The sequence below is a fragment of the Desulfitobacterium elongatum genome (assembly GCF_055378975.1).
On sequence record NZ_AP038772.1, the window covers coordinates 4337349 to 4362541 of the forward strand.

Annotated in this window: 16 protein-coding genes; 1 reads left to right on the forward strand and 15 read right to left on the reverse strand. The window is 40.1% G+C overall.

What is annotated here, in order from left to right; translation table 11 throughout:
• Positions 1 to 435: 435 nt before the first annotated feature.
• The 7 genes from ACZ42W_RS20475 to ACZ42W_RS20505 all read right to left on the reverse strand — a co-directional run bounded on the left by ACZ42W_RS20475 (position 436) and on the right by ACZ42W_RS20505 (position 13590).
• The gene (locus ACZ42W_RS20475; protein WP_464167106.1) at positions 436 to 4200 is read right to left on the reverse strand and encodes a YobI family P-loop NTPase; all 3765 of its coding nucleotides are present in this window, start codon (positions 4198 to 4200) and stop codon (positions 436 to 438) included.
• 520 nt (positions 4201 to 4720) lie between these two features.
• Positions 4721 to 5518 carry a Tn7-like element transposition protein TnsE gene (locus ACZ42W_RS20480; RefSeq protein ID WP_464167107.1) on the reverse strand — a complete coding sequence of 266 codons (798 nt, stop codon included), beginning with the start codon at positions 5516 to 5518 and terminating at the stop codon, positions 4721 to 4723.
• A 700-nt stretch (positions 5519 to 6218) separates the two neighbouring features.
• The gene (locus tag ACZ42W_RS20485; protein WP_464167108.1) at positions 6219 to 8483 is read right to left on the reverse strand and encodes an ATP-binding cassette domain-containing protein; all 2265 of its coding nucleotides are present in this window, start codon (positions 8481 to 8483) and stop codon (positions 6219 to 6221) included.
• A gap of 140 nt (positions 8484 to 8623) precedes the next feature.
• Entirely contained in the window at positions 8624 to 9100 is a 477-nt protein-coding gene (locus ACZ42W_RS20490; RefSeq protein WP_464167109.1) for a transposase, read from the reverse strand.
• A complete protein-coding gene (locus ACZ42W_RS20495) occupies positions 9051 to 9746 on the reverse strand; it encodes an IS110 family transposase (RefSeq protein WP_464167110.1) in 696 nt (231 codons plus the stop codon). The genes ACZ42W_RS20490 and ACZ42W_RS20495 overlap by 50 nt, the downstream gene beginning before the upstream one ends.
• Before the next feature lie 239 nt (positions 9747 to 9985).
• Positions 9986 to 11965, reverse strand: a complete 1980-nt coding sequence (locus ACZ42W_RS20500) for an oxidoreductase (protein WP_464167111.1) — start codon at positions 11963 to 11965, stop codon at positions 9986 to 9988.
• Between the two features lie 116 nt (positions 11966 to 12081).
• Positions 12082 to 13590: a glycine cleavage T C-terminal barrel domain-containing protein gene (locus ACZ42W_RS20505; RefSeq protein ID WP_464167112.1), complete on the reverse strand. Its 1509-nt coding sequence runs from the start codon at positions 13588 to 13590 to the stop codon at positions 12082 to 12084.
• A 171-nt stretch (positions 13591 to 13761) separates the two neighbouring features.
• On the opposite strand from ACZ42W_RS20505, the gene pdxR reads away from it, so the two are divergent.
• Entirely contained in the window at positions 13762 to 15234 is a 1473-nt protein-coding gene (gene pdxR / locus ACZ42W_RS20510) for a MocR-like pyridoxine biosynthesis transcription factor PdxR (RefSeq protein ID WP_464167113.1), read from the forward strand.
• Positions 15235 to 15405: 171 nt separating this feature from the next.
• On the opposite strand, the gene ACZ42W_RS20515 is transcribed toward pdxR, so the two are convergent.
• The 8 genes from ACZ42W_RS20515 to ACZ42W_RS20550 form a co-directional block, all read right to left on the reverse strand.
• Complete coding sequence (locus tag ACZ42W_RS20515; RefSeq protein WP_464167114.1) at positions 15406 to 16113, reverse strand: TorD/DmsD family molecular chaperone; 708 nt, start codon at positions 16111 to 16113, stop codon at positions 15406 to 15408.
• A 27-nt stretch (positions 16114 to 16140) separates the two neighbouring features.
• A complete protein-coding gene (locus ACZ42W_RS20520; protein ID WP_464167115.1) occupies positions 16141 to 16983 on the reverse strand; it encodes a dimethyl sulfoxide reductase anchor subunit family protein in 843 nt (280 codons plus the stop codon).
• A 2-nt stretch (positions 16984 to 16985) separates the two neighbouring features.
• Complete coding sequence (locus tag ACZ42W_RS20525; RefSeq protein WP_464167116.1) at positions 16986 to 17564, reverse strand: 4Fe-4S dicluster domain-containing protein; 579 nt, start codon at positions 17562 to 17564, stop codon at positions 16986 to 16988.
• A 17-nt stretch (positions 17565 to 17581) separates the two neighbouring features.
• Complete coding sequence (locus tag ACZ42W_RS20530) at positions 17582 to 20221, reverse strand: molybdopterin-dependent oxidoreductase (protein ID WP_464167117.1); 2640 nt, start codon at positions 20219 to 20221, stop codon at positions 17582 to 17584.
• A gap of 1251 nt (positions 20222 to 21472) precedes the next feature.
• The gene (istB, locus tag ACZ42W_RS20535; protein WP_464167075.1) at positions 21473 to 22231 is read right to left on the reverse strand and encodes an IS21-like element helper ATPase IstB; all 759 of its coding nucleotides are present in this window, start codon (positions 22229 to 22231) and stop codon (positions 21473 to 21475) included.
• Positions 22232 to 22243: 12 nt separating this feature from the next.
• Complete coding sequence (istA, locus tag ACZ42W_RS20540; protein WP_464167118.1) at positions 22244 to 23788, reverse strand: IS21 family transposase; 1545 nt, start codon at positions 23786 to 23788, stop codon at positions 22244 to 22246.
• Between the two features lie 599 nt (positions 23789 to 24387).
• Complete coding sequence (locus ACZ42W_RS20545; protein ID WP_464167119.1) at positions 24388 to 24903, reverse strand: TniB family NTP-binding protein; 516 nt, start codon at positions 24901 to 24903, stop codon at positions 24388 to 24390.
• A 1-nt stretch (position 24904) separates the two neighbouring features.
• Entirely contained in the window at positions 24905 to 25129 is a 225-nt protein-coding gene (locus ACZ42W_RS20550; RefSeq protein ID WP_464167120.1) for a hypothetical protein, read from the reverse strand.
• Between the last annotated feature and the right edge of the window lie 64 nt (positions 25130 to 25193).

Here is a 25193-nt window from a genome sequence, read left to right on the forward strand (position 1 = left end):
TCTCTATAGCAGCTTAATTCTTATAACGATGTATAAACCTGTAACCATGCTGTTTGCAAAAAAGTAAATAGCAAAACCACTCAAAGTACTTTTGCGGATTACTTGAAAATTTACTATTGAAAACATTCCAATCAGGTATAATCATTATTACTCACCTTTCGAATTGATTTATCTAATAAATTAATCAGAGTCTCTCAAATATCTCCCTTTACTATAGGATCATATGAAAACAACCTACAAAAGTGAGCGATTCTTCAAAATATGTCACTGCACAAAAAAAACGCACTTACGTGTGATACGGTTCACCTTATCATATTCAATACTTCATTATCCCATCCCGACTTCCCATTATAGACAATTTACGCGGCTACAATGGATAACGAGTAGTCGCTGCCTTTTATACATTATCATAGATAATTACCATTACCCGACTAATTAAACAGATATTCTTCCTGCATTTCTCCCGATTGCACGGTAATAATTTGCTTCTTCTTCATCAACATAAAATCGCGTAATCCATTCTTTTTCTTTGAAGACTGTTAAAATTTGCTCGTTAGTCCTATTGACTTCAAACTTTGGACGTTTCCGATTAAACAAACCTAAATAATCATTCATTTTTAAGGCGTGAAGACACTCTTTTACTTGCACTTTATTCAAATCGGGCAGGACTAGTACAAACAATTCTGTTTTGACGCCACTATCGAACTCATCCGATGCAAATAGTTCTAAAAGCAGGTCAAAGGGTAATGAATACCGCTTATTTATGATTTCTGCAATATGCTTAATTGAGATACTTTTTATTACCGATTTAACTTCATCACTTTCCTCCGAATAACAACTGAGAATAAAGGGAATATCGTTCTCATCTAAATTATTATTGAGAATGTGTATGATAACAGCATCTGAATAGCTTTTATGTTGTAATGATATTTTGTCTGTGGTAAATCTGAGTAGCTTAACCTTGTATTCATCATCAACTTTTTCTGCTAAAACTGAAACCATTTCGTTTAAAATAAAGTTATCTTTATTAATAACGTTTTTAGTGTAGTCATCTATGTTATGAATAATAAACGGAATCAATTGATCCGGATAATGTTCTCTCATAAAGCCAAGAACTGAATCTTGCATACGGATAATATTTAGCTTTAAAAGAATTAGAATTTTGTTGCCTGAAATGCCAGTCTGGGAGAACTCTTTATAATACATTTTCAAAGCTTTCAAAAAAGCCTCATATCTTTCGTTGGTCAGTTCATTACAAGCAACAATAGCATTAAAGAAATCTGAAGTGGAATTTTGATCGAAATCATGATCAAATTTCAATACATCGTTAAAATTATTAATAAACTGAATTAATAATGAATCAAGTCTATTTCCACTAGAAAAGAAATAGTTTAATATATTGTTCTCAGTGTAAGTAACCCGCTTTTGTTGTAGCAACAAACTCCATAAATCTTTATCTTCAACCTTATCAATTTGTTCAATTACTGTTTGCAGGTAGTTTATGTACTCTTTCTTATAATCTCCAGTAACCATAGGATCGTTGAGTAGTTCCAATACCGCTAGTTCCTCATCGGTTATACATTCGCCGCAGTTTTCGAGCATAATGCCCACGTATTCATCAATATTTTCGATAATATATAGTAGCAATGGCTCTTCAGGTTTAGACGAAACCAAAGTATAATTTTTGTTATAAAAGTCACTGCTAGGAGTTAATCCATAAACAACTTCCAATATCAAAGAAATTAAGTTAAAAGTCATATGATAAAGATTATTTTCATATACTGCCAAAAAAAGTTCCTTGTTCGATGCACTGTAATCAATCCGGGCAAATTTAACTTCAATTATGGAAAACCCGCGAATTAGTTTATCAATATTTGGTGTAGCAATATCCAGGAAAGTTGGACTTTCGGATATAAAAATTGATAAGCAATCATTTACGTTAAGCGCTTCAATATCTGCCTCAGGCGAGTAGTATAATGTATCGATAGCATACTTTCTTTTTTGTGCATTGCTAAAACCACTCTCATCTAGGATACATTGGAATATCCCTGGCCATATATTATTGATAGATTCAACAAACAAATCTGTTTTATTATGGGTTGCTAAAAATTCACCGATGAATTTATAGTTTTTGGTTTTCATTAGTTGCTGGAGAAACCTGTTCAGATATATTTGGGTGGTTGATTTCGTTTCTAAGAGATAACTTAGTAAATGAAAGTTAAGAATTTCTACACAATCAAAATCAACAAGACGTAAACTAGAAAGAACCAATTCCGGATTTTTTAGCTGATAAGTATAATCCTTTGGTACCTGATCTGCAACACTACGTAAAAAAATCTTATCTATCCGGGTTAGGCTGTGTTCGTAAAAATATGTCATGTAATCCGGGTATGTTTCATCTATATGTCCATTTCTAATTAAGTATTTTATAAGAGGAAAATAAGGGCTTGCTTTAATTTCCTCAAACTTATTTTCTTCGCCGATTTCATTGGTATATGTCACACTAAAAACCTTATCAATATTCTCTTTTGTAATAATTTCTCTTAAACGGCCATTTTGAATAGCTATTTTATTCATTTGCAATTCTTGAATTTCAGCTTTTATCTTCTCAATACTATCATCAGATCGTCTTTCTATAGCTGCTTTCCGCTTTATATAATCGTCGTTTTGGTTTAATTGATCGAATTCAGAAGTTAAATTGATTTGTCGGTTTCCTTGGTTATAAACATGATGTAGCACACTGGTAGGGTTGTTTTTGATTGCCTTAATAAAAAGAGTATGAGAGTCATACTCATACTCTCTTTTGCCCCCAACAGTAAGTTGATTATAATTGCCTAACTTAATGAAAGCTGCGTCTAATTCGTCAATATTGTTGAGCACTTCATCTTGGGTAGATTTGATATCATCTTCAAGATTGCGAATCGTATTATCAATGCTTTGAATTGACTGTTTTACAAAATTAGGTTTGCTTTCAAAAAGAGTATGAACAAACCCCATACCAAGTTGCAAGTCGCTAAAATCTCTAGGAAAGATATTTTTATATGCAGTTATTGCAAGGAGCTTATTACAGTTCAACTCCGTTGATTGTATTTGATTGTGATAAATAATAAACTCATTGTAGATATTTTTTAATATCCGCATATCATCAATGTATAATGATAACCCTTGCAAAAAATTTCCATCAAGTGAATTAAAAATGCCGCTCTGCTTGAAATGCTCAATAAACTGGTCATAGGAGTTGGAACCATCCATTATTGGAACAATTGGTATGATAAAATCAAAGAACTTTGTCCGATCTTTTGAAACAAAAATGTCATCCCGCAGTAGGTAAAAGAAACGGATTTTCTTTTCTTTTTCTTTAATTCTATTGTTTAAAAGAGTGTTAATTTCCCTTAACTTCTCGAAAATTTGATTATCGTTATATCTATCCATATCTTCGAAAACAATCGCGTTCGCATTAGAATTTTCAAAAAGGTATAATACTTCATTTAGATATTTATCGAAGTATGAATCATCACTTTCTTTAAATATCTCAATCTCATTGCCCTGCAAATTGACTTTTCTAAAGATATTTTTGTTTTTTTGGGTTGTTATTAGAGAGTATAACGCCATCCCCAATATGGTAGCACAAAGCAACCCACCCAATAGCAGAAAGGCGCTATTGGTTGTCCAAAACAATACGTTCCGGAGCCATTCGACTCTTAATTTCCAAACAAAGTTACACCAACTGTTAAAGAGCCCCATGTAAGCTATTAAAATGAAGAAAGAAGTAATTTTTACGGTATCTAAAATAGTCTTTTCGGCAGCCACTTTTTGCTTTACTTTAAAGTTAGTCCCCGGAATATTATCTGGGTCTATCTGATGGATAAGCTGATTGAGAATCTTGCCCTCTAAAACAGCTTTATTGTTTTCAGCAGAATTGACATTGCCCTCTGAAATGGCTTTATTGCTTGCAGTAGAATTAACTTGAGCTGATTTAAAATGTGCTAGAGAAATATGTAACCAACTGATATCAGGATGCTTGCTTTTGTAAGTTTCAATCATGCTGCTCTTACCAGCGCTATAAGGGCCGGATATAGCAACATTTTTGATATCATCGTTATTATTATCAAACACGAAGTCTAATGCTTCTTCATATATTTTTAGATCAGCATTTTTAATCGGAGTTAATTTATGGAATTTGTAGTTTTTCTCACTCACCGTGATACCTTCTTATCAACTTCATTATTGTCTTGTTTAAGGATACATTATCGAATTCAGCAACTTTACCAATTATAATAATTTCAACACAATCCAATAGATTCCTCTTTTTTGTGCAAGAGATATAGAATATGAATAAGAATGAAAGTACTCCTGCCTCTAATTTACTTTACTCTTTTGATGTCTTCTCTTATCGTACAATTCTGACCATTGTAAAGTTCCGTAGCATTAACTAATTGGACTTGCTATAGATTATTGGTAGTTTTTCTAATGGGTGTTTTATGTTTCTCTATTTTCTGTTATGCAAACTAAAGCCTTTAAATATTCAAAATGAAATAATCACTTCCCATGCGGGTTCCCAGCATTCGTACCAACCTAGTAACGTAGACAAACACCCTCTTGATTAATCAAAAAGTGGGGGTTGTCCATAATAAACAGTTTTCAATAATTAAATCCTAGTGATAATCAGATTTTGACTTTCCTGATACAGCAATTTCTTTTTTAGTCAATCCACATAAACTTACAGCGGTAAATTTAACCGCTCCAGAACTATCTCCGCCCAATCGAAGGGGGTCCAGTCATCTAAATGTTTTACTCTATATATCTTGGCCTCATCATGATTTTCAATGCTCTGGACCTTCCAATTCCCACGATTTTTAATCAGAGCATTTAGTAGACTGTAAACAATCAAATTTAGTTTCTCTTTATCAAAGCGAAGCCCTGAGCGCGCTTGAATTATCAATGTAGCCAGATATATTTTCGATAACCTTTCAATTTCTAGTAAGTAGTAACTCCTTCGATCAAACTCTATTTCCACGATTGCATATCTCCGGGGGGTACCATCTTCTTTATACGCAAAAGACTGAGTACCCGGCATAGATGAAACCTCTGGAGAGAATATAGTTAACCTATTTTCTCTCTGTCCGAGAATATTAACCATTTCTCTAAACTGTTTTAAGCCATCTTCATACGTTCTATTGGAAATCTTACTACCGATTATCTCGATAGGAGAAACATCTGAATTGCCCAAAAAGGTTGACTCTGTGCTTGAAAACAAGGTTTTTCTTTGTTCAAACTCGCGGTTTAAGTTTTCCTGATGGGCTTTTATTTCCATTTCCCTTTTTTCTTTTTTGCTCAATTGCCTATGCTTATGGGATTTTTGTTCTTTAGAGGATGGAAATTTCACTTGCTTATGTTCCTTTTCCAAACTGGTCTTTTTATTAAAACGCATCATTGTAGGTTTTACTTTAACAATTGAAATATTCACTTTTCCCGTAGGGCTTTCTTTAACTATGAGTTTTTGAGTATTTTCACTCAATGATCTTTTCCTTCGCATCTTTCGTTTCAAGTTTGATTGATTGGAATATACAGATTTTCTTTTAAGAAAGTTTAATGAGAGTAAGTTACCTTTGAATAAGGCGGAACTAGATTACTAACCCATTAAATCGAAAATCAAAAGATTATGATCCTTCGATAAAACACGCACTTCCCAGGTGCTGGGGCCTTTCATCGGAGGGATCATCTGTATTTTCTTAGCGCTCCCTAGTTCTTTTTTAGGCAAAATTTCAGGAAAGAGAAGTAAGGGTGGCTCAATGTCACCCTTTGGTAAAATATCATAAAGAATAGCGTGCCAGATTTTATTCGCTAACTTATCGAATTTTACCCAAATAAGGTGTTGGACAAAATCGTTGTTAATTAGCTTTCTGGGTATTCTATGATCCAATTTTAAGGTAATCCTTTCTCCAAAGGATTTTGAATAGGGGATTAAAAAGTCCAGGCCATTTTGCTCAAGTAACGCCTTTGCAAGCGTTGAATTACTTGCATAGAAAGCCCTTACAAGCTCAATACATGGTACAAATATGGTCATTCCTTGTGTTTCAAACCTCCAAATCTTTTCTCCTCTAATATGATCTTTGAATTAAAAAGATTTGGGGCTCAGAGCGCTGAGTTCGTCCAATATCATATGCATATTTAAATTCAATATTGATGCCGCCTCCCTGTAAGAATATCCCTCAATCTTACTCAGGCAGCTCATGTTTTAAAAAAGAAGCTGTTATAGAAGATTGTGAAGATAACATTTCCTCTGGAGTCCCTGAAAAAAGCGAATTGCCTCCTTTTTGTCCTCCGCCAGGGCCTAGTTCGATCACATAATCTGCCGCCTTGAGAACATCCAAATTATGCTCAACAAGAAATATCGTATTTCCCTGCTCCACCATTGAATGAAACATTGAGATCATTTTTTGGATATCATCCGGATGCAATCCATCCGTGGGCTCGTCCAAAATAAAAATCTTTCCTCGGCTTGACAGATACGAGGCTAGCTTAACTCTCTGCAATTCTCCTCCAGAAAGGGTTGACAACGCCTGATTCAGATGTAAATAACCAAGCTCAACCTGTACGAGTGGACGCAGTTTCACAGCAATTTGGGTATCGGCAAAAAAGCTGATCGCTTTTTCTACGGTCAAATCCATTATTTCTGCGATATTTAAGCCGTTCACTGAATATTGCAATGCTTCTTTCGAATAACGCAACCCTCCACAAGCCTCACAGGTAGTTTCGATAGCGTCCATAAAGGCCATATCTGAAATAATAACTCCTTTGCCGCAACAGACAGGACATCCGCCTTTGCCATTAAAGCTGAACATTTCGCTCCCGGCGTTTGTTTCTTTTGTAAATACTCTTCGAATATCATTCGCAATGTTAAGATAAGTAGCAGGGGTGGAACGAAGACTTGTGCCAATGCTCCGCTGATTGATGTAAATGATTTCTTCCGGATAAATCTTGCAGAAGTATTCCATCAGTGAGCTTTTCCCTGAGCCGGCAACCCCAGCTATAACGGTGAGTATACCTAGAGGAAGCTGCACCGATAGATTATTGAGATTGTGGTATTTCGCTTGCTCAATGGGAAACCATGTTGTTGCATTGCGTAATTCTTTCTTGAGCGGCAATTTCTCTTTCATCATTCTTCCCGTCAGTGTATCCGATTGAAGCAATTCCTTATAACTTCCTTCAAATAAAATGTCCCCTCCGTCAGCTCCCGAGCCGGGACCCATATCCACAATATGATCAGCGACTTTTATCATTTCTTTATGATGCTCTACGAGAAGAACCGTGTTGCCGCTCTCCTTCAGATTTTGTATGGACTCTTTCAGCAAGCGAATGTCGTGGCTATGCAGCCCTACACTAGGTTCATCCAAAATATAAAGCATATCAGATAATACCGAGTTAATATATTTGGCGATTTTACAACGCTGTACTTCGCCACCTGAAAGTGTATTCATTCCTCGGTTGAGAGATATATAATCAAGTCCTATTTGCTGTAAGGCCGACAGTCTTTTGACAAGCTCCTGCTTAATGTCTCCCGCGATCGGATCCTTGATTGATTGAAGCCAGAAAATGATGTCAGGAATGGCCATATTCGTGACATCTGCAATATTTTTTTCGCCAATACGGCAAGAGAGAACCTTTGCATTCAGCCGGGCGCCATTGCACTGGGGACATAATTCGGTCGTAGTCATGGATTCCAGCCACTTTTTATGGCGCTTTCCTTCATCTGAATTAATCACACTACGATACATTCGTGTCATGAGTCCTTCGTATTTTGCGGTTTTAGGCCAGTTTGCCGGAGGGTTTTTGAGCCTGATCTGCGGAGAGTAAAGAAACATTTCCAATTCCTTCGGCGAATAGTCTTTGATTTTTTTATCCAAATCAAACAGTCCGCTGCAGGCATATTCGATCCAGCGCCATCCGCCCGGTTTAAAGGCAATATAGTTAATGGCACCCTCTTCATTTAATGACTTATTGAAATCGACCAGCTTGTATACATCAAGATCGACTACCTCACCCAAGCCATTGCAGCGTGGACAACTTCCCATCGGATGATTAAAGGAAAAAGAATCGGAATATCCCACAAAAGGCTGGCCAATCCGTGAGAATAACAAGCGCAGCAAAGAATACGTATCGGTATACGTCCCAACAGTCGAGCGGGAATTAGGAGCCGGTTTTTTCTGATCAATGACAATAGCTACGGGAAGATTTTCAATTCTATTTACATGAGGACGTCCATATTTCGGTAAATACCGCTGAGCGAAACTGGGTAAGGTTTCATTTAGCTCCCGCCGGGAGCTGGCTGCTATCGTATCCATACACAAAGATGATTTTCCTGAACCAGACAAACCAGTAAAGATTGTAATTTGTTTTTTGGGGATGCGAAGAGAAACATTTTTTAAATTATTCTCACAAGCGCCATAAATATTAATGGTCTCATGGTCAGTCATGAACATTCGTATTATCCTCCTTGCCAGCTTTAATGTACTGTATTATTAAAGCTTCTTTGTCCCCAATGTGAATAGAATCCGTATGAGTTTTCCACATAATGCTATTAGTGATTGCTTTTTCTTTAAGGGGTTATTTTCCCTTGTGGTTAGATAACGGTGTATTGCTTAAACTCAGGGTTTTTAGCAACTAAGGGTAACACACACTTAAATAGTAGGGCCCTCAGTTGAGGTCGACCTCGTTTAACTATGGTTGTTTTCCCTTTGTGTTTACCTGAACTGTTCTCTTTAAGATTCAATCCCGCCAGCTTAATAATCTGTTGAGGATGCTCATAACCATTTATATCCCCAACTTCAGCTAAAAGGCCTGCTACAGTTACCCAGCCTACGCCAGGTATGGTCATCATTTTCTCTGAACTAGGGATTCCACTGAGTAATTGCTCAACGTAAAGCATGAGTTCTTCCATCTGCCTCTTAAAGAGTTCATATTGCTCAAGAAGCTGTCTTAGCTCATATCGGGCAGATGTGATGCCTGATGTTAAACCAATTAAGACGCTTGCCTGCTCAACAAGCAGCTTAGCCCGTTTCATCCCTACTGCCCGTTGAACCTTTTCCTTCCCACTCAACCACAATCTCTTCGGGCTTTAACTTGAGAATATCTTGCGGTAATGGAAATCGCTTTAACGTCACAAGAGATGCTTTACCTTCCCAATTTTTGAATACGTGTAGGTACTCTGGGAAAAACCGATCCAGCCAATTGATGACTCGGCCTTTTACTCGGTTCAACTCTTTGTTTAACCGTTCCCGTTGAACCATTGCGACTCGTAATTCGGCATAGACTCCTGTTAGTAAATTAGGTTCTGTATACCTTCCATCTTTGACAAGTTGAGCAATGACACGGGCATCCTTAATGTCATTTTTAGTGGGTGAGTTGTCATCAAGTTCTTTACTTTTCTTTACATGATAGGGGTTAACTAAAACGACTTTGATTCCACTTTGGTGAAGAAACTGAGCTGTTGCTAACCAATAATGGGCCGTAGGCTCTAATCCCAAGATGACATCCTCTTTATCATGTTTTGCTTGTAAGTCCCTAATCCAGTTTACGAGTTGGGTAAAACCACTATCGTTGTTGTGAAAGATAAGCCGTTTACCAAGCCCAATCCCTCTGAAATCCTGAGCTCTGGCTACATGCTTTTCTTTTGCGATATCTGCACCAATGATAAGAGTTGTTTCTGAGACTTGCTTAATTCGCTGTTTTTGCTTATTATTCATTTGAGAGTACCTCCTGTACGGAAAATTAAGGGTCGACTTGTTCGGACGACACCTCGTAATAGTACAGGGTGGTACTTCTTTTTTCAAAGGCCGTTTTAATTGATTACTGGAATGCTCCTTATTAGTTTAATAACAAAATAATCATATTATTTATTATTATTGAACCAAATAAATTAATGCCAACCATTTTCAGCAAGACCACGGGGTATCCCCCCCGGCTCCTAGCTCCTAGAATTTGATCAGATTGAACGTGCCACTTCGTATGCATCCCAAACAGCATTCTTGACATTAAATGGATTATGACTATCGCCGATGTTATAAGTCTCGACTTCTCCCAAAAGGGATTGATACAAATCATTCACCGGTGTAAACCCTATAGCGATGATGACACTGTCCGAATTCCGTTTTTCAAGACGTCCGTGCTTATCGGCAATTTCAGCTCCTTCGTCCGTAACCGCTGTGAGCATATAACCGGTCTTAACTTCAATACCCTTTTCTTTGATGATGTCGGAGAGCAGCAACTTATTCATCAACGGTACCGGTTTATCGTGAGCCAAAATTTCGTCTTTTATTTCGACTACAGTTACATTTTTGCCCATTTCATTTAAATAGAGCGCCAACTCGCAGCCAACCAAGCCTCCACCGATAATAATGACATTTTCTCCAACATCGGCTTTACCCAGAAAAGCATCAATACAATTTACTGCTTTCGGATTATTGATTCCAGGGATATATTCAGGCATCAAAGGCTTTGATCCAGTGGCCACGATGACCACATCTGCTCCAAAATTTTTGACGTACTCTTGATCCGCTTTGGTATTTAAGCTGACCTGTACACCTAAATCAGCCAATTCTCCGATATACCATTGGATCAAGCGTTTCTCATCCTCTTTAAACTTAGGAACCCCCCCTGAAATCAAAAGCCCACCCAGTCGGTCAGTTTTTTCAATTAATGTGACATTATGGCCTCTGGTTTGAGCTACCCGGGCAGCCTCCATACCAGCCACTCCGCCTCCAACTACGAGTACCTTTTTGGGCTTAAGCGCCGGCGCCAGAGAATACGTAGTTTCGCGCATTACCTGCGGGTTAACAGCGCAGCTATAGCGTTGACCACTGAGGATACGGTGCAGACAGCCAACGTTACAAGACAAGCAAGGCCTGATTTTTTCGTCTTGGCCAAGCATTGCCTTGATGACAAGATCAGGATCCGCTAAAAGGCCTCGCGCAATAACTACTCCGTCAGCCTGTCCGGCAGCTAAGCCTTTTTCAATGATATTGGGATCATCTAATCTTCCGGTTGCGAACACTGGAATGCTTACCGCATTTTTCAACAATTCGGTATATTTGAAGTTAAGCCCCTTCTCAAGATATAGAGGCTGATAGATGTGGTACATTGAGTCAAATACACCTACGTCGATAAGCAGCGCATCGAAACCGATCTTCTCTAAGTACTTACCTAATTCGATGGATTCATCAACCGTTCGACCTACTTCATCATCTCCGTGAAGAGACGGCCGGTTCCAGCCCTTAAGATATCCCTTCATGGACATACGGACGACAACAGGGAAGTCCTTTCCGCAGGCACCCTTGATCCTATCCAAAAGTTCTTTCGTAAATCTCAGCCTGTTTTCAAAGGATCCACCGTATTCATCGGTACGCTTATTGAAAAACGGAGTTGCAAACTCGTCCATCAGGCATCCTTCATGCAGTGCGGACAAATCTACCCCGTCAAATCCGGCTGACTTGGCGATTACCGCTGCTGATGAAACAAGTTCTATCTTACGTTTTATTTCATCCTTCGTAACGGCATGAGCACGTTGTGTAGGGGTAAAGTATATAGGGTTCTCGGAACAGCTGTTGTTATGGAGCGCCCTACCGAATCCTGCGGTTAGTTGGATAAATATTTTGCCGCCATAATTATGAACCCTTTCTGTCATTTCCGTACATCGTTCAACAAATGCCTTGGGATTATGGTTTGGATTCACATAGCCACTGATACCGCCATTCGGGAACATATCCACTTCGAAGTCAGGTTCAGTAATTCCAGTTAAGATTAATCCCACTCCACCTTTTGCCCTTCTGGCATAAAAATCTTCTGCTGCCTTTGAAAATTCACAATCAGGAGCTGCCTGACCGTGACCCATAGCTCCCATGATCACACGGTTTTTGACTTCACAATTACCAATCTTTACCGGACGAAACATATGGGGAAATTTCATGTTTTCACTCCTTTTTTTGTTAGTTGCAGATGTCGTTCTCACCCGACATCTGCAACTAAAGTAACTATTTCATACCGAATTATCTCAACCGCCCCACGACTATAGGCTCGTGGATATTATCGTTTTTCGCGCGGGTTCCAGCGTTGATCCGCTTTCAACTCATCACGACCGCCCGGTTCCAAAGCACTCTCAAAGTCAAACTCCACAACCCCAGCCAATTCGCCATCTTTGAAATAAGGAACATGCACTACTTTTACCAACCCGCCGGGAATGTTTTCATCCGGCATCATGAAGAAACTCAGCGCCTTCTTCTTACTTCTGAAATCCTCCATAAGCTTTTTAATATTTTTTAACTGTTCAGGAACATGACATACGTTCAAACCATTGCCAACAAGATTTTCCTTGTTGAAAAGCAGCTTGAAGAAAGAAGCGGCTCTCTTATTATGGTAAACAATTTTCATATCGGGATTGCAGGCAACCATGGCTACTTCAAGATTATCAAATAATTCATTGATATCCTCCTTTTGAGCTACTTTTGTTTTTTGATCTCCTGGGTCATACAAAGATACAAGTGATAAGATCCCCTTGCATGCTTTTCCAGCGCTATCAATCGTAACTTCGAGGGAAGGAATAGCATATTGGGGTTCAACATACCCCATAGCTGTCCCCGTTTTGCTGGTAGGAGAATAGGACCCGCTGGTAACCTCTCCGATTTTCTTGCTGTCGAAACTGATAACATCGCCTTTGCTTACAACTTCTCCGCCTCTTAATTTGAACCATACCATCCTGCGCTTTACACCTTGCTTGACAATATTCAGTAAGGCCTGTTTGCCATTAAAATCTTTTTTCTCAAATCTTACCGTAAACCCGATGCCGGCCTCAAACGGATTCGTATTTTTATCGTGGTCATTGCCAACCAGCAAATACCCGGCTTCCTGGCGTAAGCTTTCCAGTGCGCATTGTCCGCATGGTACGATGTTAAATTCCGCGCCAGCTTCCATGATCGTTGTCCACATTTGTCTGGCGTGCGCCGATGCAAAATGAAATTCAAAACCGCTTTCTCCCGTGTATCCCATACGTGCAATGACACAGGGCACACCATTTACCTCACCTTTTGTAAAATGATAGTAGGATATAGTATCCGGATTTATCGTCGACAGTTTTTTTAAGATTGCCTTTGACTTAGGACCCTGAAGCGCAAGTGTAGTATGGTCGGAAGTAATATTTTCAATGCAAACATCGAACCCTTTGGCATTCTTTTGAATCCAGTCGCAATCGCTCTCATCGCCAGCAATCAACATGAATTCCAAATCACCATATCGCCAAATCGTACCGTCATCAATCATGTTCCCATCTTCTGCACACATGGTCGTATATTTGATTTGTCCGACTTTCAGCTTGTCCGCATCAGCTGTAAGAATTTTCTGTACAAATGTCAAGGCATCGGGGCCTTTGATCCTAAACTCTGCCATGTAATGCAGATCGCACAGACTGGCCCGCTCACGCGTCCCAATATGTTCTTCTACACCGCCGGGCGCGTATTCCCACGGCAGGTAGTAGCCGAACAGTTCTTGCATCTGAGCTCCGTATTCCACGTTGACTTCATGAAAAGGTGTCTTTTTCATTAACTTTCTCCTCTCAATAATTAGATTTGTTGTACTCTTTACTGCATGTAAAATTAATGTTAAATTCATATTAATATCATGCTGGTTCTACTTGAAGTGCCAATTCTGGAAAATAAAAAGGATACGATTTTACTGACTTATTTTAAAAAAGTCTACACAGGGGGTAGCTTTATGATTTATATCGACAATGAAGCTAAAGCACCAATATATCAGCAGATTTATGAGCAGATAAAGCAACAAATCATTGTCGGCGCCCTTAAGGAAGGGACAAAGCTTACTTCTACGCGGGAGTTGGCAAATAATCTTTGTGTCGCCAGAAACACTGTGGAGAGTGCCTATGCCCAGCTTTGTGTCGAAGGTTATGTTTTAAATAAGCCTGGATCCGGTTTTATTATTCAAAATATTAATGAAAATCTGCTTTTTTTTCACAAGGTCAGCTTTGTTCATCCACTCGTCCGCGAAGCTTCGACACTAAACAACATGGAGACCGAGTCATTAAGTAGTGCGCAGGAATTACTCCCTTGTATTCACGATCAATCTTCAGCATATAAGTACAATTTTCAATACGGGAACCTTGAAGACTCAACCTTTCCCTATTCCCTGTGGCGTCGTTTATGCGCAGAATCACTTCTGTCAATTGATGCCCAAGAGATTAATCGGTACCGGGATAAGCAAGGGGATCTGTCTTTAAGAATTGAAATCATGAAATATCTCCAACAAATGCGGGGGGTTTCATGTTCGCCCGAACAAATCATTCTTTGCAGCGGGACTCAGCATGCTTTAGATATTGTGGGCAAGTTATTTCCTCCTGAGAGACGTAAACTGGCTATGGAAGAGCCTGGGTATGACGGCGCAAAGGTAGTATTTAAAAATAACGGCTATGAAATTATACCTATCTCCGTTGAATCCACCGGTATTAGTTTAAGCGAATTGGAACGTTCTTCGGCAAAAGTGGTCTACATTACACCTTCCCACCAATTTCCCACCGGTGTGATAATGCCTATTCAAAACCGTATAAACCTCCTGCGTTGGGCAGCACAAAATAATTGTATTATTATTGAGGATGATTACGACAGCGAATTCAGATATAATGCCCAACCTATCCCTGCACTGCAATCAATTGACGAAAACGGAAGAGTTATTTATTTAGGAACATTTTCTAAAATATTATCGCCTGGCTTGCGCATGAGCTATATGGTTTTACCCGTTTGGCTGCTTGCGGAATATAATGATGTATTTGCCGGATACTACGATACAGTTCCATGGATCCAGCAAAAAACAACAAGTCTCTATATTTCCGGCGGTTATTGGGAAAGACATATAAGAAAAATATGTCTTTCCAACAAGAAAAAACACGATATATTAGTGCGAACGATCACGCAATTGATGGGCGATAAGGTGGTTATCCACGGCAATAATGCAGGCTTGCATATCTTATTGGAATTTATAAACGGTGAAAATCAAAAATGGTTAATTGAACAGGCAAAGAAATACGGAGTTAAAGTATATTCCACCCTGCCGTTTTGGTATAGGAAAGAAAACTGCCCCAAAAATGAAATTCTCTTGGGATACAGCATGTTGAGCGAACAGGACATTGCTGATGGAATTTCACTCTTAAATCGGGCATGGTTTGACCAGGGATAGAGCGTCCCTGGTCAAATTATTTTCTCTTGAAATCGGTGTTTAGCTGGCTATCCTTGTGACAACAAAAAGCCCGGGTGTTCCGGGCTGACAAAAAACTGAGGAGTCGATTATACCGGTCTCATTGCAGCGAGCCTGTTTGAGTCTGAATGGTCTTTTTACAATAAACTGGCTTTATTGAAGTGAGCCTAGATTATCAGTAATTTCTTCAATGAGGTCATTATCTGCTTCAAGGAACCCTTTTAGCAGCAAAGCTAACCCTTGATAGAGAGGTATAGAGGTAGCAGCTTCCAGATCAAACACGTAGTGATGAACCCAGTTCAGTAGATGCTTTTCTAAAAATACCTTTTGATCCTTAATGATTTCGATGGCTTGGCTAAAGTTCTTTTCCTGGAAGGCGGTTTCGATGAGGGTACTGAGGTTATGCATAAAATCCAATTCCAAAGCAATATGGTCATCTGCTTCAGAAGGGTAATGAAGCGGAATAAACTTATAATTCAAATAGCATCGTCGGACTTCTAAGGTGCTTTCCTGAAATAACAGCCTCTCTTTCGACGTATAAACAGATTCCCAGGGAGGCGCTGGAAGTTTTGTCGGGCCGATGAAGAGACGAGTATATTCGGTAAGACATTGAATCAAAAATTCTTCCTCAGCCGTATATAAGTATTGTGCACATTCATTCAGTTTATCCAAACCGGATAAGAGAGAATAACTTTGTTCCGTAAGCATTAGGGAGAAACAGATTCGAGTGTGTTCGTTCGTAATAATTTTGAGCGATTCTAAAGTTGGCTCATTTCCGAATAAGTTTTGCAGCAATCGGTAGAGATAAACCCTATTGGTTAAAAGCATTTTAATACTTTCCAGTTTGGGTTCAATTTTCATGCTTAATTGTTCCTCTCTTTAAGTTCCTTAGACCAATCCGATGCCTGTGGCGATGAGAGCGGCATAAAATAAATATCTTCCAATCAACTGCCCAACAACTAAGGTAAAACACGCGATGTAAATTAGGCCTGTGGTTGACTGAGAAAGATCTGTCCCGACTTTCTTGGAGGCCGGCCACATTACGAGTCCAGCTCCACCCAATACGAGTAGCCATTTTAGACCAATAACGAAACTTAGGTGGCTAAAGATTGTGGCGCTGGTTTGTGCAGCCATACCATTAAGGCCTAAGCTAAAGGCATAGGGAATTCCGACAGCAACCTGGATGGAGATGGTAGTGAGAATAATTAACCCAAAGATTTTCTTATTCGCTTCTTCTATCTCTGGAAGGCTTATCACTAAAAATATCAATGCACCTACAGAAATTGTGGTTGCATAAAAATCTACGAAGGTGTTCGATCCATGCCAAGCAACAATACCTGAATTTGCATAGATCATAGCCATAGTAAACACTGTGACAAGTCCGATAACACTCCCAGCCCATTGGAAAGCTCTCTGAAGAGTCTGGTTATCATGTTTCAGATAAAGAACAAGTATATAAAGTACGGCAATGCCCGCAAAAGTTGCTGAAAACAAAATTTCTCGACTTAACCAGGACGTTGCCAGATTGGAGAGCGAATTCAGCGCGCGAAGGGGTTGACCTAAGTGAAATAAAGAAGCTAAAACTCCGATTACACTTAAGACCGCTGCAGTTAAGGCTGCCCGTTTAAATTCCTTACCTTTAGTAAGCAGTTTTCCCAATGTCATAAAAATAAAGGTTCCAATTGCAGCTTGCAAAGAAAATGAAAAGATCAACAAGGGCATTTCTCCCATTATTATAACCCCTTTTCCCGATAATCTTTTTGTTTGGCAACCGTTTTAGGCTTAACGAGGATCGAAGGATAGGTAATTGAGGAGCGGGGAAGGATTGGTAGATCAAGGATGGCCTCGCTGGCATGTTTCGCTTTTAAATCCTCCAACTCTCCCCATTCGATAGCACGCATCGGACACGCATCGACACATGCAGGACTTTCATCTTTTTCGACGAGGTCTTTACACATATCACATTTACTGATTATACCTAATTTATCAATAAATTGAGGAACACCGTAAGGACAATTCCAAGTGCAATAGCGACAACCTACGCATTTCGTTTTGTCATGATCTACAATACCGTTTTCTAATTTGTGTAAGGCTTTAGTGGGGCACCCTTCTACACATTTGGGATTTGCACAATGGTTACAGGTGCCGGAGTAATGGTATACTCCAGGTTTAGGATATGCACCGGTTTCATAACTTCTGACTCGTCTAAAAAAGATACCTACGTCTAAGTTATTCTTATCTTTACACGCAATTTGGCACGTTTTACATCCAATGCAACGGGTCATATCAAAATAAAATCCTTTTTGACTCAATTTCGGTCACCCTCCTTTCAAAACATAATTCTCAGGGGCTTTTTAGCATCCGGAACTAATTTAGCCCCATTATATTTTTCAATGTTGATAAGGCAAGAGTTAAAGCCAGATGCCCCTTGAGCACTGGGATTGGGACCAGTAAGCATGTTATCCGCTCCACCCGTATCGATACCGGTCCTCGGATCGATATCTAACCAAGCGCCATGAGGTACACCAACCGTACCAGGCATAAATCGTTCTGTTACACAAGCCGTACGCAAGGTTTTGCCAAATGGACTACTAATCAAGACCGTGTCACCATCGACAATACCCTTTTCAGCAGCATCATTTGAGTTGATAAATACAGGGTTTACCCAGGCTTCACTTAATTGGGGAATGTTGTTAAATATACTGTGAGAACGTCTCAAGTAGTGTTGGTTGACCATTTGATACGGATAATCGCCTTTAACTTTGTTTTTCCAATTTTTAAATGTTTCTTCATATCCTTGTTTTCCGGGAATATAAGTAGCAATCGGTTTAATTTGTCCATAACCTAAATCATTCAATGTCTTTGCATATTTACCGCAATAGATTTCGAATTTGCCACTTTCAGAGTTTGGACGTGGGTTCGCGGCTGGATCTTTGACAAAATCCTTAAAGGCAATATAACCGAAATCATCTCCTGTTTTTCTCGGAACCTGGTAAATTCCCTTTTCTTGCATTTCTTTCAAGGGAATACGGCCTTGTTGAGGTTTCCCTTTGACTCCCCATTCATCAATATCGTTTTGGGTAACAGTAAATAGGGGTTCATAGGTCTTGCCATCTTCACGAATAACCGTAGAACCGACTGCTTGATTGAAAAATTCTTGTTTTTCGCTATGGGGGAAGATCTTATTTCCATCTAGCCCTAAGCGCTTGCCCAGTTCCTTCGCAATCCAAGATTCATCCTTCGCCTCATATAACGGATCTGTGATACGAGAGTGCATAATCGCCATTTCTCGATTTCCGATTAAGAAACCACCGTCTCTTTCCCACTGGGTTGTAACGGGCAAGACAATATCAGAATATAAGCAGTTTGTCGTCATAAATTGGGCGTGAGTTACTACGAAATCAACTTTTTTATGAGCTTCAATCCCGATGCTCATCCCTTCGCGTGTTTGCAAACGATTACCATTCGAATGATAAATCATCCGAATGTCGATATCACGCGTTACCCCTTTGTGGAAATGATCGGTATAAGTGCCGGTGTAGTTATATTTACCCTTTACGACTGCCGACCACACCTCAGAGTCGTTAATGCAGTCATCAACAGGATTGGGAAGGAGGTGTCCAGAGTAAGGAATTCCTAAATCCCCGATCTTCACTAACGCAGAACCTGGACCGGCATTACCCGCATAGGCGTGGCAGCTGACACCTGTCATATGACCCGATTTGCCATAATGGCCGCCCATAGCGCCGATCGTCATCACCAATTGGGGTAAAGAGTCTGTGTTCGAAGTCCGTGCGGATGCCCAACCACACAATAAAGCAACTTTTCTATCTTTACGAAATTCTAAACCCAATTGACGAATTTGAGCAGGTTCAGCACCGCAAATTTCGCTTGCCCATTGTGGAGTTTTCGGCACACCATCATACGTACCCAGGACATAGTCTTTGAAATTCCCTTTCGGATCTTCGCCTGCGGGCATATGACCCGCATCAAAGCCAACCGTACAGCGTTTCAAGAAATCCCAGTCAATGATCGGATTGCTAATCGGATCATCTTCGGTAATCATGGTATAAGCTGCACCCAGCAATAATGCCATATCAGTACCCGGTCGAACAGGGATCCAGTCTGCTTCTAAAAGAGACATTGATTCTGTATACGAAGGGTCAATCCCGATAAATTTTGCTCCAGCATCCTTCACTCGACTAAAAATAGAAGCTGGGGTACCCATCGAAGTCCAAGCCGGATTGGAGCTTAATAAGACAACCGTTTCACAATTCAGTAGGTCCAATCGGTCGTTCATGGTATCGAAGTTGCCATGGCCGAGCATTGGAATATGCCCTGCCCAGTTCCCCCAAGAGGTGGTACCCCAAGTACAGGTATAACCACCATATAGTGCTAAGGGACGTGCCACTTCGGATAGATCTGTAGTCCAGAATGCCTCGTCTCCTTTTAGCCAGGATTCTAAAAGAATAGCGCGGTTTCCATATTTCGTCTTCGTACTTTTAATTTCATTAGCAACATAATCCAAGGCTTCTTCCCATGAAATACGTACCCATTCATCCTTACCCCGCAAAGATTTATCACCACCGCCAGGCTGCCAATGTTTCCGCTTCATGGGATACTTCAAACGGTCAGCGCCAAAGACTTGCCGCCTTTGAGAACGTCCTCGTAAACAACCTCTTTGCTGCGGATAATCAGGACTATCGGGGTGCGTGTCATCTGTTTTTTGTTTGAAGACGATACCATCTACAACATACGCTTTATTGAGACAGCGGCCACCACAGTTATGCCAGCAAGCAGCAGTAATCCATTTTCCCTCTTGATTTTTAAGATTAGCTGTAGCATTTGTTTGCAATAATGTGTTCCCGCACCCCACTAAAGACAAACTAGCAGCTGCAGCGGTACTTGCTTTAATAAAGTTTCTTCGGCTGAGGTTAGAATTAATAGTCCTGTCTACAAAATTACTCATTTTTTCCCTCCATTATATTAGTGAATAAAATCGCAAGCACAAAACCTTTCCTCCTTCTTTTTAAAACTTCTAATAACAGGTGTAAATTTTTTTAGCATCCTCACTCAACTCAATAAAAGTGCAGTTGAATGCTCCTAAGCAATAAACGTTCCTCGAAGGAATACTTCAGTTTACTGCTTATTCATTTTTATGATAGTATTATAATATTCATATTATCCCTAATAAAAGTGCCAATTCGACAATAATAGATGGATACAGTTATGGAATAATCAACATACTCATAAAGGAAATTATACGGGGTTTATTTTGATTTATATAACAATGCATCTGAAATACCAATTTACCAACAAATTTATGAGCAGTTGAAGGAAGAATTATTGCAGGTACGCTCAAAGTGGGGACTAAGTTACTTCTACACGGGAATTAGCAAAGAATCTTTGTGTTGCCAGAAATACTGTAGAAAATGCCTATTCTCAGCTTTGTCTAGAATGCTATATTTTAAATAAACCTGGATCAGGTTATATTGTCCAAAACATTAATGATGATTTACTTTCCTATCCAGAGATAAACACTAACCAATCCCATACAAATACCCCATTACTTCAAGAAATTATAGACCATCAAGTCTTAAGCAGTTCACATGAATTATTGACTTCTACTCATAATGAGTCTGCCGTATATAAATATAATTTCTAATATGGAAACCTTGATAATACAGCCTTTCCTTATTCATTGTGGTGTCGTCTAAGTGCAGAAGCACTTCTATCCATTGATGCACAGAAAATAAATCTTTATCATGATAAACAAGGTGAATTGAATTTGCGAATAGAGATTATGAAATATCTACAGGAATCAAGAGGTGTTTCATGCGCTCCTGAACAAATTATGCTCTGCAGCGGAACTCAGCATGCTATAGATATCGTGTATAAGTTTCCTCCTATTTTTTCTAAGCCCCTTAAATTTTCACCTGGCGCCGAAATGATTCGCCCTTTTTGGTTTTTATGAAAGCAAAAGCACCAAGACTTTTCATCCCAATGCCTTTGGATTTTCATCTATGCAATTTGCGTTTTTAAGGTGTCATCTTCAAAAATACCAAATGTCATTGGTTATTCTCGTTAATTCAGACCGGTGTTCTTATGTTATCCGGCCATTCATTGCCAAAACATCCGGACACCGTTCCTACGGTATCCGGCCATCATTCTTATCTTATCCGCCCAAAGGCCGGTACCTCTGCATGGAGTGTATCATAGATTATTTAGTTGTTCCATCACCTCCTTCATTCTGTGGATTATGAGGTCTTAAACTGGGTCCTTTTAGCTCTACTCGATGGGAATTGTTAATCAACCTATCCAATATTGCGTCTGCAATGGTTGCATCTTCAAAGACGCTATGCCACTTTGCCACGGGTAGTTGAGAAGATATCGCAATGGATTTTTTACCGTGACGATCATCAACGACTTCAAGGAGATCCCGGCAGGCACCTGGATCAAGGGAGGCCATCCCAAAGTCATCCAAGATGAGTAAATCTGGTTTTTTTAAGTCATTAAGTATCCGGTTGTAGGAACCGTCCCCTCTACCAATTGCCAAATCAGTTAAGAGTCTGTTTACCCTGTAAGAGCGAACCTTTAGGCTTTTCCTGCAGGCAGCATTGCCAAAGGCACTGATGAGGTAAGTTTTGCCCGTTCCGGTTGCTCCAGTGACGATGAGATTTCTGCCCTCTTTAATCCAGACACAATCAGCAAGCCGGAGTAAGGTTGCTTTATCCAGATTCCTTTTCGAGTCAAAGTTAATGTTTTCAAGATTTGCAGAGGGTTCTCGCAGATTGGCTTCCCGCAGTAATCTCTGTAATCGGTTATTAGTCCTAGCTAGCCATTCAGCATCGACAACCATAGCCAGTCTCTCATCAAAGGGAAGGACTGCATTTGCAGGTAGCTCTACCTGCCTTCGGTATTCCTGCTCCATTGCTCGTAGTTTCATTCGGTTCAGCTTATCGAGGGTTTGGTTAATCATCTCATCCACCTCCTAAACATAGGCTTTAGAACCGCGTAAATTTTCATGGAGAGGGGTGGGCTTGCCCATCGAGGAGGTGAAAACTTTATCCTGACCATTCTTAAGGATGGTGGTTATGGTGGTATAAGAGCAAGATTTCATAGCGATGGCTTTAACGCAAGCAGCTTCCAGCCGTTCGTTGCCGTATTTCTTTGAGCATTGTAATATTCCCATACAAGAGCGATATGCCTGTTCTTCGGCAATTTGTGAAGACAACAGATGATCAATTGTGGCATACGTTTGCTCACCGATGTTCCTGGCCCACATGCGGTATTTGGCACCATCAAAATGGTTGGTATCATATTGGTGACGGTGATGGGGTGGCATATGGTTAAGATGCGTTACATATCTTGATCCCGTTTGACGCCTTTGATGGAGAGCCACACGCTCTCTATTCTCGTTAAGGATTTCTATGGTTGTTGCAGTGGCTCTAAGGGTTACCATTTGTTTGCTTAAGCAATGGGGCACCGAATAATGAAAACCATCGTACTCGACATGGTAATTTGACGGTGTTCTACGCACGATGTAATCAGCATACTCAAACTGGGTGTAAGGTAAGGGGCGAAGAGCAGGTTTATCCAGTGCTTCAAAAACACTTTCTCGACTACCCTTGCGTTTTTGAAAAGGTCGTTTAACCAACTCTTTCACACGGTACTGTATTTCGGTATTAAGGGATTCAAAACTAAAGAACCGTTTACCGCGCAGCCATTCTAATAGCCAGGTTTCCAGCCAACCCACACTACTTTCTACAGCTGCCTTATCTTGAGGCTCACGGACTCTTGCCGGTAATATGGCCACTTCGTAGTGCTTTGCAAATTCCCAGTAGGATCGATTGATGGCCGGATCATAGTAACTGGGTTTTGTCGTGGCCGTTTTGCAATTGTCCGGTACAATGACTCGTGGAACACCGCCTAAATATCTCAGGGCATTTACATGGGCAAGCAGCCATTTATCTAATTTTTCATCGGGAAAGGCTTCTACATAGGGGTAGGAACTGTCTCCCAGGGTTGCCACAAAGAAATGAGCTTTGAGTATTTCTCCAGTGGAAGTGTCGACGACACAACTTAGGGTATCACCCATCCAGTCTACAAATAGTTCTTTGCCGGGTTCACGATTCTGAACCATAATTACGTTTTTGCCGGTCTCGTTTTTCCAGTCAAGATAACGATGACAAAAGCGGCTATAGCTTAGACCATGGGTATTTTCTGCTTTGTATTCCTCCCATAGATATTGCAAGTTGAGTCGCTTATTGGTTTGCAAACGCTCGTGGATACTGGACCAATCCGGATCTCCTTTTATGGGATGACTGAAACTGTTTGGATAGAGCAGCCTCTTGATTTCATCATTGGTCATTTTTGCTGCGACATCGTATTGAAGTTTACAATTCCGGCAGCGTTTCTGAATTTCTCCTACTGTGGATTTGCCGCATTTTACACTTTGAGCAATATCTCGTTGAGAATAACCCTGCTCTGTGAGTCTCAAGATTTCTATGATTTTCACTGGTTCTTCGCACCTCATCTTCTTCCTCCCGTACACATAGTGACTATATTGTACAGGAGTTCATTTTTCTGAGGTACCAATTTTATTGGCCGGATAGTTCAAGAGAAGTGGCCGCATGTGACAAGAACTTTGGCCGGATGTCACAGGATTGCTGGACGAATGGCGCAAGAATACTCAATTATAAAAACCCCTAAAAAACGGGGTCAAAAAATGCGTTTTTTGACCCCGTTTTTTGCTCATTTTTTGCTCCAACACCACAACATCTTGTGGTCAAATCGTCTCATTTTCCCTTTTGACCACAAGACGTCATCATTATTATACTCTCAACGTGCTATGCCCGTGGGAACATGTTTAAGTTTAACCTTCGATTAAGTATCACCAACGTGCTGCGTTAATCTCCATCTCGTATCGGCGATATTAGAATTATTAGACGATACTTCGGCTCGATAAAAAGTAGTGTGGAAACATATTTTTAGTAAATTGTTTCTTTCAAAATAAGACCTAGAGATTAAAACTGTTGTATATGATTTATGAGCTTACCATAAAGGTTGAAGGTTCAAAGATTCATATCTCTATTACCTCTTCTAAGAGATATAGTTGAAATTCACGATAGTTTGTCACGCCTCGTAAGTTTCCGCTTTATTCAGAAGTTCCAGGAACTTCTCCTCAGATTCACCTGACACGTACTTTTTTGCAACGAGAAGAGCACTTACAAAGAGCTCTGGATCGGACAGCTCCTCTAATTCATGTTCGCTCAGCATGATACGATACGCCCGTTGCAAAACTGGAGTGAGCGACCCCAACACCCCTTGACTCATCTGATAAAGCAGTTCAGGAAAATGTAAACCAAAATCTCCTAATCCCAAAGGCTCTGGAGGATTTATATATGCCTCGATTTTGGTCAACAAATTGCAAAACTCCTCGTTGCACTTATCAAATCTGGGCAGCTTGACAGCCGGGAACCTGCGGAAATATTGAAAGTTAATTTCACTCAACTGTTTTGTTGCGGTCGTTCCAGAACAAACCACGGAAATGTTGCCAATATTGGTCAGACTCTTGATCGCCTCCATCGCTTCAATCGGTTTGACACTTCGGGAGGTCAAGATGTAATCCATCTCGTCAAGGATCAACATTTCAACACGCTACTGCTCGATGAGGGACAATGCCTGCCGCTTTACATTCAACCCGTATGCCGGCCAGTTGCGGAGCACCTAACGCTCTTACAATGTGCTGGTAAAACTCACTCATCGTAAATGGTTGAGGCAATTCGGTGTAGATTACCGGACGAATGTCATACTCCGTCCCGTCTTCATCCACGTCGACATATCCCGGATTCGCTGCAGCAAACCTACGCAACAAAGTCGATTTTATTATTTTCTTGAATTTAAATCATCTTTACACATTCATCGAATACTTAGCCACT

What these genes read in the sequence shown, in the direction of transcription:
- ACZ42W_RS20515 (WP_464167114.1), bottom strand. Translation starts at nt 16,113, where the DNA reads ATGAAAATTGAACCCAAACTGGAAAGTATTAAAATGCTTTTAACCAAT.
- ACZ42W_RS20530 (WP_464167117.1), bottom strand. Translation starts at nt 20,221, where the DNA reads ATGAGTAATTTTGTAGACAGGACTATTAATTCTAACCTCAGCCGAAGA.
- istB (WP_464167075.1), bottom strand. Translation starts at nt 22,231, where the DNA reads ATGATTAACCAAACCCTCGATAAGCTGAACCGAATGAAACTACGAGCA.
- ACZ42W_RS20505 (WP_464167112.1), bottom strand. Translation starts at nt 13,590, where the DNA reads ATGAAAAAGACACCTTTTCATGAAGTCAACGTGGAATACGGAGCTCAG.
- ACZ42W_RS20545 (WP_464167119.1), bottom strand. Translation starts at nt 24,903, where the DNA reads ATGTTGATCCTTGACGAGATGGATTACATCTTGACCTCCCGAAGTGTC.
- istA (WP_464167118.1), bottom strand. Translation starts at nt 23,788, where the DNA reads ATGAGGTGCGAAGAACCAGTGAAAATCATAGAAATCTTGAGACTCACA.
- ACZ42W_RS20495 (WP_464167110.1), bottom strand. Translation starts at nt 9,746, where the DNA reads ATGAATAATAAGCAAAAACAGCGAATTAAGCAAGTCTCAGAAACAACT.
- ACZ42W_RS20500 (WP_464167111.1), bottom strand. Translation starts at nt 11,965, where the DNA reads ATGAAATTTCCCCATATGTTTCGTCCGGTAAAGATTGGTAATTGTGAA.
- pdxR (WP_464167113.1), top strand. Translation starts at nt 13,762, where the DNA reads ATGATTTATATCGACAATGAAGCTAAAGCACCAATATATCAGCAGATT.
- ACZ42W_RS20485 (WP_464167108.1), bottom strand. Translation starts at nt 8,483, where the DNA reads ATGTTCATGACTGACCATGAGACCATTAATATTTATGGCGCTTGTGAG.
- ACZ42W_RS20520 (WP_464167115.1), bottom strand. Translation starts at nt 16,983, where the DNA reads ATGGGAGAAATGCCCTTGTTGATCTTTTCATTTTCTTTGCAAGCTGCA.